The organism is Pseudonocardia sp. ICBG601 (genome assembly GCF_020496245.1).
In genome coordinates this window covers 1,721,934-1,737,312 of sequence record NZ_JAHLJA010000148.1, presented here as the reverse complement: position 1 = coordinate 1,737,312, position 15,379 = coordinate 1,721,934, and the positions used below count along the sequence as shown (strand labels likewise).

Sequence of the window (15,379 nt, the reverse complement as noted above, 5' to 3'; positions counted from 1 at the left end):
TCAGTTCCTCCCGCGCAGCTTGGGGTCGAGGGCGTCGCGCAGGCCGTCGGCCACGAACGCGAAGCCCAGCGTGGTGATCGCGATGGCGGCGGACGGGAAGATCCACAGGAAGCTCTTGCCCGGCACCGACAGGTACTGGGACGCCTGCGAGATCAACCGGCCCCACTCGGGGACGTCCGGCGGGACGCCGACACCGAGGTAGGACAGGGTCGCCATCGCGACGACGACCACGCCGATCGAGGTGAACGAGTACACGAGCACCGGCGCCACGGCGTTGGGCAGGATGTGCCGGGTCAGGATCCGCCGGGTGCCCGCCCCGATCGAACGGGCCGCCTCGACGTACTCGGCCTCCCGCAGGGCCAGCACCTGGCCGCGCATCAGCCGGGCGGTCGTCATCCAGCCCAGTGCGACGAGTGCGATGACGACCGGCAGCGTCCCGCCACCGACCGCACGGACGATCACCAGCGCGCCCACCAGCGGCGGGAACGCGAGGAAGATGTCGATGATCCGGGCGATGACCGCGTCCCAGGCGCCGCCCTTGAACCCGGCGAGCGCACCGAGCGTCAGGCCGAGGACGAGGGAGAAGAAGACCACGGACAGACCGACGATCATCGCCAGCCGGACGCCGTAGATGATCCCGGAGTACAGGTCGCGGCCGAGGACGTCGGTGCCGAAGAAGTGCGCCGACGACGGCGGCTGCAGCGTGTTGAGCAGGTTCTGCTCGAACGGGTCGTAGGGCGTCGAGAACGGCGAGATGATCGCCATGACGATCTCGAACGCGACGATGATCAGCCCGGCCATCGCGAGCTTGTTGCGGCGGTAGCGCCGCCAGATCTCGGCGAACTGGCCGTTGGACCGCGCGCGACGGGAACCGTCGGGCGCCGGCGTGACGGCCTCGGCGGGGTCGCCGCCCGGCAGTCCGAGCGCGGCGGCCGGATCGGTGGCCGGCGCGCCGGGGGTGGGTGGTGGGTTCATGCGAGGGATCGCCTCACTCAGTCAGCTCAGGCGGATGCGCGGGTCGAGGTAGGCGTAGAGGATGTCGACGAGCATGGAGAGCAGCACGTAGGCCACCACGCTGTAGACGACCACCGCCATGATGACCGGCGCGTTGTTGTTCGTGATCGCGCGGGCCAGCAGGAATCCGGCGCCGTTGTACTGGAACACCGTCTCGGTGACGATCGCGCCGCCGATGTAGGTGCCCAGGGTGAGCCCGACGAACGTGACGACGGGCAGCAGCGACGTCCGCATGGCGTGCCTGCCGATGACCGTCCGCTCGGACAGCCCCTTGGCGCGTGCGGTGCGGATGTAGTCGGCCTGCAGGACCTCCAGCATCGACCCCCGCATCAGCCGGGCGACGAACGCCGACTCGATGATCGCGAGGGTGAACGCGGGCAGGATCACGTCCCAGTACCAGGGCACCTCCTCCAGGAAGCTGCGCGGTACCGGCGGGAACGGCCCGACCCCGGAGACGTTCGCGACCAGGAAGATCGCGACGACGAACACCGGGACACCGATGCCGATGGTGGAGACGACGGTGACGAACACGTCCCAGAACGAGTAGCGGCGCACCGCGGCGATCACGCCGGCCGTCACCCCGAACAGGACGAGGAACAGCAGCGCGACGACGGCGAGCAGGATCGTGTTCGGGACGGTCTCGGCCAGCAGCTGGGAGACCGGGCGCCGCTGGTCGAAGTCGAGACCGAAGTCGCCGGTGACCATGTTGCCGAGGTAGTTCACGAACTGGACCGGCAGCGGCTGGTCGAGACCGAACTTGGCGCGGTTGATCGCGGCGACCTCGGGCGGGACGACCTTCTCCCCGGTGGAGGCGAAGGGGTCACCGAGCGAGAACGTCGCGATGAAGATCAGGAACGCGGTGACGACGACGACCAGGATCCCCTGGAGCAGCCGCCGAAGGATGAATCTGCCCATGGAAGCACGGACTTTCGTGTGGTGGGAACGCCGCACGACGGCCCGCGTCCCGGGGTCACCGGGACGCGGGCCGCGTCAGCGGGACGTCACTTGAGGGTGATCGTGTCGAACGTCGGGTCCTCGGAGAAGTCCATGTTCACGTTGCCGAACTTCTCGGTGTTGACCAGGCGGGACTGCTGGCGGAACCAGAGCGGGATCAGCGCGAGGTCGTCGCCGATGGCGATCTTCTCGGCCCGCTTGTAGAGGTCGTTGCGGGCCGCCTCGTCCTGGGTCTGCGCGGCCTGCGCGAGCAGCTTGTCGAACTCCGGGTTGGAGTAGCGGCCGCGGTTGTCGCCCTGGGCCGGCTCGCTCGGCGAGGTGGCACCGATCGACTGGGTGGCCAGCAGCGGGAACAGGTAGTTGCCCGGGGTCGGGTAGTCCGCGCTCCACGCCGCGCGCCAGAGGCCGGAGGCCTCGGGCTGCTGCTCGTTGTCGAGCAGGTCACGGAACGGCACACCGGTGTAGGTGACCTTCAGCCCGAGGTTCTGCTCGAGCTGCTGCTTGACCGCCGCGGTCCACTCCTCGTGACCGGCACCGGTGTTGTACTGCAGCTTCACCTCGGTGCCGGGGGTGAGACCGGCCTGCTGCGCGAGCCGCTTCGCCTCGTCCGGGTTGTAGGTGCACGCGGTGCAGACGCCCGGGGTGTAGGCGTCGGGGAAGTTCGGCGGGATCAGCGCGTCGGCCGGCGAGGTCGAGTTCTGCAGCACGCCCTGCACGATCGCGTTGCGGTCGATCGCCATCGAGACGGCCTTGCGGGCGTCCGCGCTGTTCAGCGGCTTGGTGGTGACCGAGACCAGCAGGTAGTTGTTGCCGTTGGTCTTCTTGTTCAGCCACTTGCCCTGGGGCTCGTAGGTCGACTTGGCCTGGTTCAGCACCGGGGTGGGCATGCGCGCCCAGTCGAACTGACCGTTCTGGAAGCCGTTGTACTCGGCGGTCACGCCGCCGCCCTCACCGGACGGGACGATGGTGATCTCGACGGAGTCGAGGTTCGCCTTGGTCCCCGCGGTGTAGGCGTCGTTGCGGACCAGCCGGATGCCGCGGTCGTGCTGCCAGGGGCCGTCCATCTTGAACGGGCCGTTGCCGACCGGCAGGTCGTTGTAGGTCTTGTTGTCCGCCGCGCCCGCGGTCGAGGGGACCGGGCTCAGCGCCGGGTGGTAGGTCCGCAGCTCGAACTCGCAGTCGGGCTTGGACAGCGTGACCTTGAGCTGGTTCGGGTTCGTCGCGTCCACGCCGGACAGCGCGTTGGCGGTCCCGGCCTGGATCTGGTCGTAGCCCTGGACCTCGTCCAGGTGGTACGAGACCTCCGACGCCGAGGCCTTGGCCGCGGTGCGCTCCCAGCCCCGCTTGAACGAGGTGGAGTTCAGCGCCTCGCCGTTGGAGAACTTCTGGTCCGGCTTGAGGTCGAACACCCACTGCGTGCAGTTCTGGTTGGGCGTCCACTTGGAGGCCACGCCGTCGTAGACGTCGCCGTTGGGCTTGACCCGGATCAGGCCCGTGAACAGCGCCCGGTTCACGAGGGTGCCCTCGGACTCCTGGGTGTTGTACGGGTCGATCGCGGTCGGCTCGGTGATCGCCAGCCGGAACGTGCCGCCCGGCTTGCCGGGCACCTCCGGCTGGTCAGGGGTCTCCTCGAACCCGGCGGCGGTGTTGCCGCTGCCCCCCGTGTTGCTCTGCTGGCTGCAGCCGGTGAGGACGAGCCCCACGACCGCGGTCAGGGCGATGGCCGAGGCGGCCGCCCTTCTTCCCCTCATCTGCCGTGCCTCTCGAGATGTCGTGGGTGCACGCCGTTGTCGCACCCGTCCGGGACGCGACGGACCACCGGATGTGTGCCGGGGCCCGTCGGGAGGCACGCTAGGAATCGCGGCCCTCCAGCAGCGAGGTCCGACGCCGATCGTGGCGAAACGGTGACCATTGAACGGCGTAACGGGCTCGCAGCCGAACCGGACAGTAACAACGGGACCGTTGCGTCGCACAGCCCTCGATGCACGCCGAAACACAGTTGGTACTTACGTACCACTCGCCGTCACCGTGCAGCAGCGGAGTGCGTCCGAACGGACGCGTCCGTCGGTGTCAGTTCGGGTCGTCGTCGCCGGTCGGGCGCTCGCCCGAGCCCTCCGGCTCGGCCCAGGTCCGGGCGCCCGACATCGGGCCGGTCTCGATCGGGCCGGGCGTGACCCGGGTGGCCGCGTCGGTCTGCGGGTTGCTGATGACCAGACCCTGCGCCTGGTACAGGGGCAGCGCGGGCAGCTGGCGCCACAGCACCCGCTCGGCCTCGGCGACGACGGCCGGGTCCGGGCTGTCGGCGACCAGCAGCTCGTCGAGCAGCGGCTGCAGCGCGGGGAAGCAGGCCACGCCCGGCAGCTCGCCGGGCACCGCGTCCGCGGGGCAGCCGTAGTCGGAGTCCAGTCGCGGCCCGATCGCGCCGTAGGCGGCACGGGGGGCGACGAGCACGTCGACGGCGACCGGGGTCCCGGAGTCGGGGGAACCGGACGTCGTCGGGGCGGCGGTCGTCGTGGTCGGGGCCGCCGGGGGCGTGGTGACCGGTGCGGCGCTGCCGCCGGGGACCGGGCCCGCGCCCGGGGCGGGGGTGGTGGTCGGGGTCGGCGTCGTCGGGGCGACGCTCGGGTCGGTCAGCAGGTCCGGTGCCGACGGGGCGACGATCGTCGCGCCGATGCCGCCGGCCTTGAGCTGCTCGGCCACGACGCGGGCGACGTTCACGTCCTCGGTCCGCTCGGCCCCGGCGCCGATGACCACGCCGAGCGGGCGCCCGCCGAGGGTCCACCGGCCGTCCTGACCACGGACGTAGCCCGCCTCGGTGAACGCGGCCGCGGCCGCCGCCGCATCGGGCCGGCCGGGGGCACCGGCGGGGGCGGTCGGCGCGTAGCCGGGGTCCGACGGGGCGGCGCCGAAGGCGTTCACGGCCACGGCGTCGGGGTTGACGCGCTCGCGGATCGCGTCGCGGTCCAGCAGCGCCGCGATGCCCTCGCGGACCCGGGGGTCGGCCAGCGGGCCGTCGGTGGTGCGGAACTCCAGCTGTTCGACGGCCGGGCGCGGCCCGCGCTGCACCGTCGGCGGCTTGGGGCCCCGGGCCAGGACGTCGAGGGCCTGGGTGATCTCCGGCCGGGCGTCGGGCAGGGCGAGGTCGACGCCCTGGCTCTCCAGCGCCGTCGGCAGGGAGTTCGCCGGGATGCGGCGCAGGATGATCTCGTCGACGACCGCGGCGGTCGCCCAGTACGGGTCGTTGCGGGCGAGCAGGACCTCGCCGCGGAGGCGGTCGACCTGCATCAGCCGGAACGGGCCGCCCGAGGCGGGCACCCCGTTGGCGAACGGGGCGGTCCAGCCGCCCGGCGCGTCCTTGAGCAGGTGCGCGGGCAGCAGGTTGCCGAACAGCTCCCGCCAGTGCGGGTAGGGCTCGCGGAACACGACGTCGACGGCCTTGCCCGCGGCACGCGAGCGCACGTCGGTGATCTCGCGGTAGCCCGCGGCGCCGATCGTGTTGGGCCGGCTGCGCATCTGCTGCCAGAGGTAGACGAAGTCCTCAGCGGCGATCGGGGCGCCGGTGGACCACCCGGCGTCGCGGTTGAGCTCGTAGCTGACGGTGAACGGGCTCTGCGAGGTGACCGTCGCGGACGTGGCGACGGTCGTGTCGAGCTGCGGCACGCCGCGGTCGTCGGGCCGGAACACCGACGGCAGCGTCATCGACGCGATCGCCGTGGTGACCGCCGACTGGTCCGACCGCAGGTGCGGGTTGAACCCGGGCCCGAGGTCGTCGACGCCGACCACCACCCGGGTGGGGGCGGTGACCGGCTCGGTCGGGCGGTTCGTCTCCGGCGGGGGTGCCGGCTGCGGGTCCGCCGCGCAGCCCGTCAGCGCCAGCAGGGCGACCAGCAGGAGCGCCGGGAGCGCCCGGAAGCGTCGACGTGCTCTCACGTCCGCAGTATCCCCACCGGGGCGGGCACGCCCGCCGGACGGGGTCCGGCGGGCGCCTCCGCTCTGCTCACCGATACGCGGCGGGGTGGGGTGTCGGCGAGGCTTTGCTCTGCTCACCGATACGCAACACCGCAGCGCACGGGCCGTACGGGTCACTTCGTGGCGTTGGCCGCGGCCTTCGCGCGGGACCGGGCACGGGCCCGCAGGTTCGGGTCCAGCTCGATCTTGCGGATCCGGACGTTCTCCGGGGTGATCTCGACGCACTCGTCGGTCGCACAGAACTCCAGCGACTGCTCGAGGCTCAGGATCGTCGGCGGGATCAGCTTGACCAGCACGTCGGAGGTCGACGAGCGGATGTTGGTCAGCTTCTTCTCACGGGTGATGTTGACCTCGAGGTCCTCGTTGCGGGTGTACTCCCCGACGACCATCCCGCCGTAGACCAGCGTGGTCGGCCCGACGAACAGCGTGCCGCGGTCGGCGAGCTGGTCGATCGCGTACGGGGTGACGGGCCCGGAACGGTCCGAGATCAGCGAGCCCTTGTTCCGGGTGCGGATCTCGCCGACCCAGGGGCCGTAGCCGTCGAAGACGTGGCTGGCGATGCCCGCGCCGCGGGTGATCGTCAGGAACTCGGTGCGGAAGCCGATCAGGCCGCGGGACGGGACGCGGAACTCCATCCGGACCCGGCCGTCGCCGTGCACCATGTCGCCCATCTCGCCCTTGCGGGCGGCGAGCAGCTGGGTGACGGCGCCGAGGCTGTCCTCGGGCACGTCCACCGACAGCTGCTCGAACGGCTCGTGCAGCTTGCCGTCGACGGTCTTGGTGACCACCTGCGGACGGCCGACGGTCAGCTCGAAGCCCTCGCGGCGCATGGTCTCGACCAGGATCGCCAGCGCGAGCTCACCACGGCCCTGGACCTCCCAGGCGTCGGGGCGCTCGGTCGGCAGCACGCGGATGGACACGTTGCCGACCAGCTCGGCGTCGAGCCGGCCCTTCACCAGGCGGGCGGTCAGCTTCTTGCCCGGGTGCGGGTCGCGGCCGGCCAGCGGCGAGGTGTTGGTGCCGATCGTCATCGAGATGGCGGGCTCGTCGACGTGGATGCGCGGCAGCGCGACCGGGGACTCCGGGTCGGCGAGGGTGTCGCCGATGGTGACCTCGGCGATGCCCGCGACGGCGACCAGGTCACCGGCGCGCGCCTCGTCGGCGGGGACGCGGGTCAGCGCCTCGGTGCGCAGCAGCTCGGTGATCTTGACGCGCGGGGTGGTGCCGTCCTCGCGGCACCACGCGACCTGCTGGCCGCGGCGCAGCACGCCGGCGCGGACGCGGCAGAGCGCGATACGGCCGAGGAAGCTGGAGGCGTCGAGGTTGGTGACGTGCGCCTGCAGCGGGGCGTCGATGTCGTCGGCGGGCGGCGGGACGACGTCGAGCAGGGTCTCGATGAGCGGCTCGAGGTCGTCGGAGTCCGGCAGCTCGCCGTCGGCGGGCCGGATGCGGGAGGCCTTGCCCGCGCGCCCGGAGGCGTAGACGACCGGGAGGTCGAGCAGGTGCGCGGTGACCGACTCGTCGAGCTCCAGCTCGTCGGCCAGCTCCAGCAGCAGCTCGAGGGACTCGTCGACGACCTCGGCGATCCGGGCGTCGCCGCGGTCGGTCTTGTTGACCACGAGCATGACGGGCAGGCCGGCGGTCAGGGTCTTGCGGAGCACGAAGCGGGTCTGCGGCAGCGGACCCTCGGAGGCGTCGACGAGCAGCACCACGCCGTCGACCATGGACAGGCCGCGCTCGACCTCACCGCCGAAGTCGGCGTGGCCGGGGGTGTCGACGACGTTGATCGTCGTGCCGTGCCAGTTCACCGCCGTGTGCTTGGCGAGAATGGTGATGCCCTTCTCGCGCTCCAGGTCGTTGGAGTCCATGACCCGGTCGACGAGCTCGGCGCGCTCGGCGAAGGCGCCGGACTGGCGGAGCATCGCGTCCACGAGCGTGGTCTTGCCGTGGTCGACGTGCGCGACGATCGCGACGTTGCGCAGCTCGGGTCGGCCGGCCCGATCGGGCACGGCGTCGCTCTCGAGCGAGGAACGAGCGTCGAGGGCCGAGGCGGAACGAGGGATGGTCACACCTCAACGGTATCCGCTGCAAGTCCTTCACCCTGCCCCGGGCGCAGGTTAGCCTGACCTCATCATGGGCAAGGTCAAGAAGAAGTGCTGCCGGTCCAAGCCGAAGCGGTGCAAGAGCTGTCCGGTCGTCGCACTGCGGCTGCGCAAGGCGGGTGCGGACGATCTGAGCGGCAAGGCGCTCACCCGCGCGATCAAGATCGCGCGCATCTACTGAACGGACGTATGACCCGCTGACCTGCGACGACGTCGCGCTTCGGGTTGCGTGCGCACCGCCGGTCCGGTAGGACGGCGGCAGGCCGGTCGACGTCGTCCGGCAGGTCCGGGTCTTCGTGCGCCCGGACCCCGGACCGGCCTTCATGATCACCCCGTGCGCTGCGACGACGCGTCCGGGGCACGGTGCCGGCATGGCCGGAATCACAGTCGTCCGAGTGGTCCGGTGACACCGTGTGTGGTGGCGTTCGCCGGCCGTTCACCCCGCGGCCCGTCCCGCGGCACCGCCGGGCCCCGCCGGGTGCCCGGTCACGGCCTCGCGGAGGCGGTCCAGGAGCTCGTCGGGGCACCGGAGCTCCGCCGGTCCGACGACGAGCGTCCGCCACCCGTGCCGGCGCAGCACCGCCCGCCGCCACGCGGGCCCGCAGCCGTCGGCTCCGGTCCCGGCGTCGACCGGGTCGTGCACCTCGACGGCCAGCCGGGCCGCGGGGAACGCGAGGTCGAGCAGCACCCCGGCCACGGTGACGTCGGTGCGCCAGGCCCGCACCCCCCTGGCGGTGAGCAGCGCCCGCAGCCCGTGCCGGGCCCGGACGGCGACCCGGCGGGACGCCCCGGCCAGCATCCGGCCGACCGGGCCCGACCCGTGCGCCCCGAGGTTGCGGGCGTGCGCCTCGATCAGCTCGGCCGCACCGACGGAACCCGTGGTGAGCACGTGGTCGAGCAGCGCCTCCCCGGGTACGGACGGGTCGGCCGCGGCCTCCAGCACCGCGGCCGCGGGCCGGGCGACGACCGTCCCGTCGTGGGTGACGAGGTCGCGCGGGTCCAGGTCGCGGCGCCGGACGAGGACCCCCGCCCGCGGCCGCGGAGCCCGCCGGCGCGGCACGGTGACCGTGACGACCGCGGGTGCGGACGGGAGCAGCCCCCACCACCAGGCCGCGGCGGCGCCGGTCAGCACGGCGTCCTCCCCCGCCCAGAGCGCGGCGGCGCGGACCCGGGACCGCTCGCTCGGCGGGTGGGCGGCGTGCCGGTACACGCGGGGGTGCACGGGGATCCAGCGCCGTGCGGCGAGCCTGCGGTCGACCTGGTCGGTGGACAGGCCGTGGGCCAGCGCCTGGGCCCGGGTGACCAGGCCGTCCTGCGCGGCGACGAGCCGGGCGAGCGGGTCGGTGCCGCGCGACGTGCGGCGGCGGGCCGCCCCGTGTGCGGCGGGCGGGAGGACGGACGGGACGGGGGCGGTGGCGTTCCGGTTCATGCGGCTTGGACGACGCCCGGCCCGGATCGGTTCCACCGAACCGGCGGTGATCGTCGTTGCGGCACCGGGGACCGCGCGTCAGGTCCGCAGCAGGTCCACCAGCTCGGCGACGACGGCCCGGTCGGCGTCGAGCCAGCCCAGGGCCGCCACCTCGTGCGGCCCCACCCAGCGCAGCGCCCGGTGCTCGCGGGCCTCCGGCTCCGGGGAGCCGGCCGCCGGCCGGGCGGTGTGGATCCGCAGCACCCGTCGCCCGATCGGCAGGTCGGTGCCCAGCCGCTCCCCGACCACCACCCGGGCGCCCAGCTCCTCGGCGCACTCCCGGACCAGCGCCTGCTGCTCGCTCTCGCCGTCCTCGACGCCGCCGCCGGGCAGCTCCCAGCGTCCGGCCAGCTCGGCCGGGTAGGAGCGCTGGGCGACGAGCAGCCTGCCGTCGCGGACGATCGCCGCCCCCACGACCACCCCGGCCCGGCCCAGCTCCGCGACCCGCTCGGCGAGCACGTCGCGGCGGGCCCGGAGCAGCCGCTCCCCGTAGTGGCGCAGCACCGGGTCGGAGAGGCGGCCGAGTACGCCGAGGGGCGGCTCCCAGGTGAGCTCGTCGTGGACGTGGCTGCCGCCGCCGTCCGCGGGCGTGACCCGGGTCGAGTGCCGCAGCACCGCCGCGGGACCCGCCGCCAGCTCCGACCACAACCCGTCGGCCCCGGCGCGGGTGATCCGGGTCCGGCAGGCCGGGAACCCGCCGGGCAGCGCGACCCGGATCTCGTCCCCGGCCACGAGCAGCGCCGACGGTGCGGTGAACCGGGCTCCCACCCGCGCGACCGCGCGGGCCGAGGGGACGGATTCGCGCAGCACCCCCGCGACGAGTCGGGGCGGTCCGTCCACATGATGGTCCAGGCTCAGCACCGGCACACCGCTGATCCTCGCAGCCGGGCCCGCACCCGGCCGGGCCGACCGATCTCGCCGAAACGGCCCGCTCGCGGCGCCGCACGGTCACGCTGGGTCCCGTGTACCGGACGTCCGCCCCCGCCGACTCCCCCGAGCCGCCCGTCGCGCCCCGCCCACCGGCCGTGCGCGCGATCGGCCTGTCCCGCGGTTTCGGCGCGGTGCGCGCGGTCGACGGGGTGGACCTCGACGTGCCGATGGGCGCGGTCCTCGGGCTGCTCGGCCCCAACGGCGCGGGCAAGACGACGCTGATGCGGATGCTGCTCGGGCTGCTCGCCCCCACCGACGGCGAGGTCGAGCTGCTCGGACGGCGGCTGCCGTACCGCGCGTCGGAGGTGCTGCCGCACGTCGGAGCCCTGGTCGACGCGCCCGCGCTGCACCCGCACCGCACCGGCCGGCAGAACCTCCTGCGGGCCGCGGCCGCCGAACCGCTGCTGGACTCGGCGCGGATCCCGGCCGCCGTCGACGCCGTGCTGCGCCGGGTCGGGCTCGCCGAGGCGGCCGACCGCCGCGCCGTCGAGTACTCCTCGGGGATGCGGCGGCGCCTCGGTCTGGCCGTGCCGCTGCTGACCCGGCGACGTCTGGTCGTGCTCGACGAGCCGACCGACGGGCTGGACCCGGCGGGGACCCGCGAGGTGCGCCGGCTGATCGCGGAGATGAACGCCGCGGGCGCGACGGTGATCGTCAGCTCGCACCTGCTCGGGGAGATCGAGGCGACCTGCAGCCACGTCGCGGTGCTCCGGGCCGGGCGCCTGCTGTGCGCCGGCCCGCTCGACGAGCTCGTCGACTCCGGCCCGTCGGCGCTGGTGGTGACGACGCCGGACGGCGAGCGCGCCGTCGCGGCCCTGCTGGCCCGGGGCATCGACGCCGAGCCGGGAGCCCGGGACCGGGTGTTCGTGCCGGCCGGGCCCGCCGCGCCGGACGTCGTCGCGACGCTGGTGCACGCGGGTGTCGCCGTGCACGGGGTGACGCGGCCCGCCGCCCGGCTGGAGGAGTTCTTCGCCCGGCTCACCGAGGAACCGGCCCCGGCGGGTGCCGGGTACGGAGCGGGACGGTGAGCGCGGGCGTGCGTCCCGAGCACACCTGGGGCACCGCGGCTCCCCGGCCCGACGACGACTGGGCCGCCACTCCCCTCCCCCGGACCGGGCCGTCCCCCTCGCAGGCGCCGGCACGGGTGCGGTCCGCGGGCTCCACCCGCCCGCGCTCCGGACCGATGGCCGGCCGGGCGGCACGCCGCCCCACCTCGGCGCCCTTCGGCCGGCTGCTCCGCTCGGAGCTGGAGCTGGCCCTGCTGCGCCCGCGCACCGCGGTCGTCCTCGCGGCGGCCGCACTGGTGCCGCTGCTGGCGACGATCGCGCTCGCCACCGACGCCGGCCGCCTGTCCTTCGCACTCGGGACCCTGACGGTCGCGCTGTCCGAACCCGCGGCGTTCGCGCTCGGGATGCCCGTCGTGCTCGTGGCCGCCGACGCGTTCGCCGCGGAGCGGGCCCGCGGCACCCTCGACGCGTTGCGGCTGTCCCCCGTCGGCCCGGGACGGCTGCTCGGGCTCAAGGCCGCCGCGGTCGCGGTGACCTCGCTGCTCGCCGCGGCGACGACGGTCGTCTCCGCCCTGGTCTGCGGCGGGCTCGCCCTGGGTGCCGGCCCGTTCGGGGCGGGCGCCACCGTGGCCCGGGCCCTGGTGCTCACCGGCTGGGCCGCGGTGCAGCTGTGCGGGCTCGGGATGCTGCTGCTGGCGATGTCGGCGCTGGTCCGGCGACCCGCCGGGGTGGTCGCGACCGGTCTGGCCGCGCTGACCGTCGCGCCGCTGGCGACCGTGCTGTGGGAGCCGGTCGCGCCGGTCCTGCCGTCCGGGCACTGGCACGAGGTCCTGGCCGGGATCCTCGCGGTGCCCGCCGACCCGTCGGCCCTGTGGGCGACCACGGCGCGGGCGGCCGGCTTCGCCGTCGCCGGGGCGGGTGTCGTGGTCTTCGCCCTGACCCGCCGCGACGGCTGAGCGCTCCCGACCGGTCGCCGCTCCACCGGGAGCGGGCTGCTCCACCGGGAGGATTCGGACACCCTCCACCGCGACGGGGTGCGCCGTCTGCGCCACGATGGGGCGATGCCCACCCCGACGCTGACCGACGCCGAGATCGCCGACGCCCTGCAGAAGCTGCCCGGTTGGGACCGCGACGGCGACTCCATCGTCCGCACCGCCACCCTGCCAGACTTCGAGGCCGCGATCGCGGTGGTGGACCGGGTCGCCGAGGACGCCGAGGCCGCCGACCACCACCCGGACATCGACATCCGCTACGCCACGCTGACGTTCCGGCTGTCCACGCACTCCGAGGGCGGACTGACCGCGAAGGACGTCGACCTCGCCGCGCAGATCTCCGACCGCCTCAGCACCGCGGGCGGCTGAGCCGCCCCCGGGCCGCCGCCGCACCGCCGAACGGCCGGACGCGGCTCAGAACCGCCGGTTGGCCAGCACCGGGATCTGCTCGCGCACGGTCGCGGCCACCGCCGGGTCCACGTCGACCACGAGCAGCCCGGGCTCGGCGCCGAGTGCGTCGACGACCTCGCCGCGCGGGCCGGCGACCAGGCTGTACCCGATCCCGGTCGGGGCCTTGCCGTGCTCGCGGCCGACCGTCGTCGGGTCGGCCTGGTCGCACGCGACGACGAACGAGCCGGTGTCCAGCGCACGAGCCCGCACCAGCAGCTCCCACTGCTCGCGCTTGCCCGGGCCCGCGCCCCAGGAGGCGGGGACCAGCAGCACGGTGGCGCCGTCGTCGGCGAGGCGCTGGTACAGGCCGGGGAAGCGCACGTCGTAGCAGGTGGACAGGCCGACCGTGACCGGCTCGTCGCCGCCCACCCCGACCACGACCGGCTCGGTGCCGGGCTCGACGGTGTCGGACTCGGCGAAGCCGAACGCGTCGAACATGTGGATCTTGTCGTAGTGGGTGTCGACCCCGCCGCCGGTGGCGAGCAGCGTGTTGCGGACCCGGCCGTCCCCGGACGGGGTGAACATCCCCGCGACGACGGTGGTCCCGGCCGCCGCGGCGACCTCGCGGACCCGCGTCGCCCACGGTCCGTCCAGCGGCTGCGCGACCGGGCCGAGCGCGACCCCGAAGCAGCACATGGTGGCCTCGGGGAACAGCACGAGCTGCGCACCGGCGTCGGCGGCCGCGCGGGTGCGGCGCTCCACCTCGGCGAGGTTCTCCTCGGGATCCGGGGTGGACACGATCTGGGCGAGGGCGATCCGCATGTGCCGGTGGTACCACGCCTGCCGTCGGCGTGGGGTACGGTCGCCGCGTGCTGAACGCGTACTACTGGTTTCGCCGGCCGGCCCGGGATGGGCTGGCAGGTGCCGTAGCGCGCTGACCTCCATCCCCTCGAGCCGGCATTTCAGACCGGCTCGGTCGAGGTGATCCGGGGCGGTCCGCCGGGTAAGGACCACCGTCTCCGATGAGTGCGAGCACCACCCCCCTTCAGGTCGCCCCGACCGACGACCGCCGCATCGAGCGGATCAGCCCACTGATCTCGCCCGCGCTGCTGCGGCACGACCTGCCCTGCGACCCCCGGGTCGCCGAGACCGTCACCCGCGGCCGCGCCGCGGTCACCGACGTCCTCGACGGCGACGACGACCGGCTGCTCGTCGTCGTCGGGCCGTGCTCGGTGCACGACCCGGACCCCGCCCTGGACTACGCCCACCGCCTCGCCGCCCGTGCCGAGGAGCTGTCCGGCGAGCTGTGCGTGGTCATGCGCACCTACTTCGAGAAGCCGCGCACGACCGTCGGCTGGAAGGGCCTGATCAACGACCCGGGCCTGGACGGCACCTTCGACGTGAACCGCGGGCTGCGCACCGCGCGCAAGCTGCTGCTCGACATCTCCGCGCTCGGGCTGCCGGTCGGCTGCGAGTTCCTCGACCCGATCACCCCGCAGTACATCGCCGACGTGGTCACCTGGGGCTCGATCGGCGCCCGCACCGCGGAGAGCCAGGTGCACCGCCAGCTGGTCAGCGGCCTGTCGATGCCGGTCGGGATCAAGAACGCCACCGACGGCGACATCCGCGCCGCGATCGACGGGATGCGCGCGGCCGCGGCGTCGCACGTGTTCATGGGGGTGAACGCCGACGGGCTCGCCGGCCTGGTCACCACCACCGGCAACCCGGACACCCACGTCATCCTGCGCGGCGGGGCCACCCCGAACTACTCGGCCGCCGACATCACCGCGACCGTCGACGGGCTGCGTGCGGCGGGCCTGCCGGAGCGGGTCGTCGTCGACGCCAGCCACGGCAACAGCGGCAAGGACCACGTGCGGCAGGCCGGCGTCGTCGCGGAGCTGGCCGAGCGGATCGCGGGCGGCGAGCGCGCCGTCACCGGGCTGATGATGGAGAGCTTCCTGGAGGCGGGACGCCAGGAGCTGGGCCCGGACATGGTCCTCGGCCGCTCGGTGACCGACGCCTGCATGTCCTGGGGCACCACCGACGAGCTGCTGGGCACGCTCGCCGACGCCGTGCGCCGCGGCCGCCGCTGAGCCCGGGCCGCTCACCCCGGGCCGTCCAGCCGGTCGAGGACCCGGCGGCGCAGCAGCTCGTACTGCGCGCGGCAGCGCCGCGGCGGGCCCTCCGGGCGCACGACCACCCGGGGCGGGTGGACCGTCTCCCCCGGGCCGAACTGGTCCCGGGTGAGGTCCACCTCGGCGCCGCCGGGCAGCCGGTTCCACCAGTGGTAGCCCTGCAGCCGGCCGTCGGCGTGCCACACCTCGGCCAGCAGCAGGTCACCGCCGAACAGGTCGTGCAGGACCAGGGCCGTCGCCCCGCACTGGCCCCGCGACGGACGGTCCGGGGTCCAGTCGGTGACGTCCGCGACGTCGCACGTGTCGCGGCTCCAGGAGGCGCGCAGCGCGGCCGCCACCCGGGCCGGGACGGGTGGCGAGGCCGGGGGCGACGGCGGGGCGGTGGTCATGGCGGCGACGCTACGACCGACCCCCGACA

General features: G+C 74.2%; 14 protein-coding genes. 5 read left to right on the top strand and 9 right to left on the bottom strand.

What is annotated here, in order from left to right; translation table 11 throughout:
* The 5 genes from KPL57_RS37675 to typA all read right to left on the bottom strand — a co-directional run bounded on the left by KPL57_RS37675 (position 1) and on the right by typA (position 7,946).
* Entirely contained in the window at positions 1-975 is a 975-nt protein-coding gene (locus KPL57_RS37675) for an ABC transporter permease (protein ID WP_060713202.1), read from the bottom strand.
* Positions 976-996: 21 nt separating this feature from the next.
* Positions 997-1,929, bottom strand: coding sequence for an ABC transporter permease (locus KPL57_RS37670; RefSeq protein ID WP_062400435.1), 933 nt, complete (start codon positions 1,927-1,929; stop codon positions 997-999).
* A gap of 86 nt (positions 1,930-2,015) precedes the next feature.
* Complete coding sequence (locus KPL57_RS37665) at positions 2,016-3,719, bottom strand: ABC transporter substrate-binding protein (RefSeq protein ID WP_226355291.1); 1,704 nt, start codon at positions 3,717-3,719, stop codon at positions 2,016-2,018.
* Positions 3,720-4,038: 319 nt separating this feature from the next.
* On the bottom strand, positions 4,039-5,898 hold the full coding sequence (locus tag KPL57_RS37660) for an ABC transporter family substrate-binding protein (RefSeq protein WP_226355290.1): 1,860 nt from the start codon (positions 5,896-5,898) through the stop codon (positions 4,039-4,041).
* A 152-nt stretch (positions 5,899-6,050) separates the two neighbouring features.
* Positions 6,051-7,946, bottom strand: a complete 1,896-nt coding sequence (gene typA, locus KPL57_RS37655; protein WP_226356647.1) for a translational GTPase TypA — start codon at positions 7,944-7,946, stop codon at positions 6,051-6,053.
* A 124-nt stretch (positions 7,947-8,070) separates the two neighbouring features.
* Between typA and KPL57_RS37650 the strand changes: the two genes are divergently transcribed.
* A complete protein-coding gene (locus KPL57_RS37650) occupies positions 8,071-8,220 on the top strand; it encodes a hypothetical protein (protein WP_020626377.1) in 150 nt (49 codons plus the stop codon).
* Between the two features lie 255 nt (positions 8,221-8,475).
* Here the strand turns inward: KPL57_RS37650 and KPL57_RS37645 are convergent, their stop codons facing one another.
* Together KPL57_RS37645 and KPL57_RS70620 are read right to left on the bottom strand one after the other, a co-directional pair.
* A complete protein-coding gene (locus KPL57_RS37645; RefSeq protein WP_226355289.1) occupies positions 8,476-9,468 on the bottom strand; it encodes a hypothetical protein in 993 nt (330 codons plus the stop codon).
* Positions 9,469-9,546: 78 nt separating this feature from the next.
* On the bottom strand, positions 9,547-10,374 hold the full coding sequence (locus tag KPL57_RS70620; protein WP_308016816.1) for an NUDIX domain-containing protein: 828 nt from the start codon (positions 10,372-10,374) through the stop codon (positions 9,547-9,549).
* Positions 10,375-10,469: 95 nt separating this feature from the next.
* On the opposite strand from KPL57_RS70620, the gene KPL57_RS37635 reads away from it, so the two are divergent.
* The 3 genes from KPL57_RS37635 (at position 10,470) to KPL57_RS37625 (ending at position 12,805) form a co-directional block, all read left to right on the top strand.
* Complete coding sequence (locus tag KPL57_RS37635; RefSeq protein ID WP_374203832.1) at positions 10,470-11,465, top strand: ABC transporter ATP-binding protein; 996 nt, start codon at positions 10,470-10,472, stop codon at positions 11,463-11,465.
* The gene (locus KPL57_RS37630; protein ID WP_226355288.1) at positions 11,462-12,400 is read left to right on the top strand and encodes an ABC transporter permease; all 939 of its coding nucleotides are present in this window, start codon (positions 11,462-11,464) and stop codon (positions 12,398-12,400) included. The genes KPL57_RS37635 and KPL57_RS37630 overlap by 4 nt, the downstream gene beginning before the upstream one ends.
* Positions 12,401-12,505: 105 nt before the next feature.
* Complete coding sequence (locus KPL57_RS37625) at positions 12,506-12,805, top strand: 4a-hydroxytetrahydrobiopterin dehydratase (protein WP_062400425.1); 300 nt, start codon at positions 12,506-12,508, stop codon at positions 12,803-12,805.
* 45 nt (positions 12,806-12,850) lie between these two features.
* On the opposite strand, the gene KPL57_RS37620 is transcribed toward KPL57_RS37625, so the two are convergent.
* On the bottom strand, positions 12,851-13,648 hold the full coding sequence (locus KPL57_RS37620) for a carbon-nitrogen hydrolase family protein (RefSeq protein WP_226355287.1): 798 nt from the start codon (positions 13,646-13,648) through the stop codon (positions 12,851-12,853).
* Between the two features lie 200 nt (positions 13,649-13,848).
* Here KPL57_RS37620 and KPL57_RS37615 point away from each other — a divergent pair, with 200 nt between their 5' ends.
* Positions 13,849-14,919 carry a 3-deoxy-7-phosphoheptulonate synthase gene (locus tag KPL57_RS37615; protein WP_226355286.1) on the top strand — a complete coding sequence of 357 codons (1,071 nt, stop codon included), beginning with the start codon at positions 13,849-13,851 and terminating at the stop codon, positions 14,917-14,919.
* An 11-nt stretch (positions 14,920-14,930) separates the two neighbouring features.
* Here KPL57_RS37615 and KPL57_RS37610 read toward each other — a convergent pair whose 3' ends face one another.
* Positions 14,931-15,350: a hypothetical protein gene (locus KPL57_RS37610; RefSeq protein WP_226355285.1), complete on the bottom strand. Its 420-nt coding sequence runs from the start codon at positions 15,348-15,350 to the stop codon at positions 14,931-14,933.
* Between the last annotated feature and the right edge of the window lie 29 nt (positions 15,351-15,379).

Excerpts from the sequence above, each read along its gene's own strand:
- KPL57_RS37675 (WP_060713202.1), bottom strand. The coding sequence starts at position 975 with ATGAACCCACCACCCACCCCCGGCGCGCCGGCCACCGATCCGGCCGCC.
- KPL57_RS37670 (WP_062400435.1), bottom strand. The coding sequence starts at position 1,929 with ATGGGCAGATTCATCCTTCGGCGGCTGCTCCAGGGGATCCTGGTCGTC.
- KPL57_RS37665 (WP_226355291.1), bottom strand. The coding sequence starts at position 3,719 with ATGAGGGGAAGAAGGGCGGCCGCCTCGGCCATCGCCCTGACCGCGGTC.
- KPL57_RS37650 (WP_020626377.1), top strand. The coding sequence starts at position 8,071 with ATGGGCAAGGTCAAGAAGAAGTGCTGCCGGTCCAAGCCGAAGCGGTGC.
- KPL57_RS37645 (WP_226355289.1), bottom strand. The coding sequence starts at position 9,468 with ATGAACCGGAACGCCACCGCCCCCGTCCCGTCCGTCCTCCCGCCCGCC.
- KPL57_RS37625 (WP_062400425.1), top strand. The coding sequence starts at position 12,506 with ATGCCCACCCCGACGCTGACCGACGCCGAGATCGCCGACGCCCTGCAG.
- KPL57_RS37620 (WP_226355287.1), bottom strand. The coding sequence starts at position 13,648 with ATGCGGATCGCCCTCGCCCAGATCGTGTCCACCCCGGATCCCGAGGAG.
- KPL57_RS37615 (WP_226355286.1), top strand. The coding sequence starts at position 13,849 with ATGAGTGCGAGCACCACCCCCCTTCAGGTCGCCCCGACCGACGACCGC.
- KPL57_RS37610 (WP_226355285.1), bottom strand. The coding sequence starts at position 15,350 with ATGACCACCGCCCCGCCGTCGCCCCCGGCCTCGCCACCCGTCCCGGCC.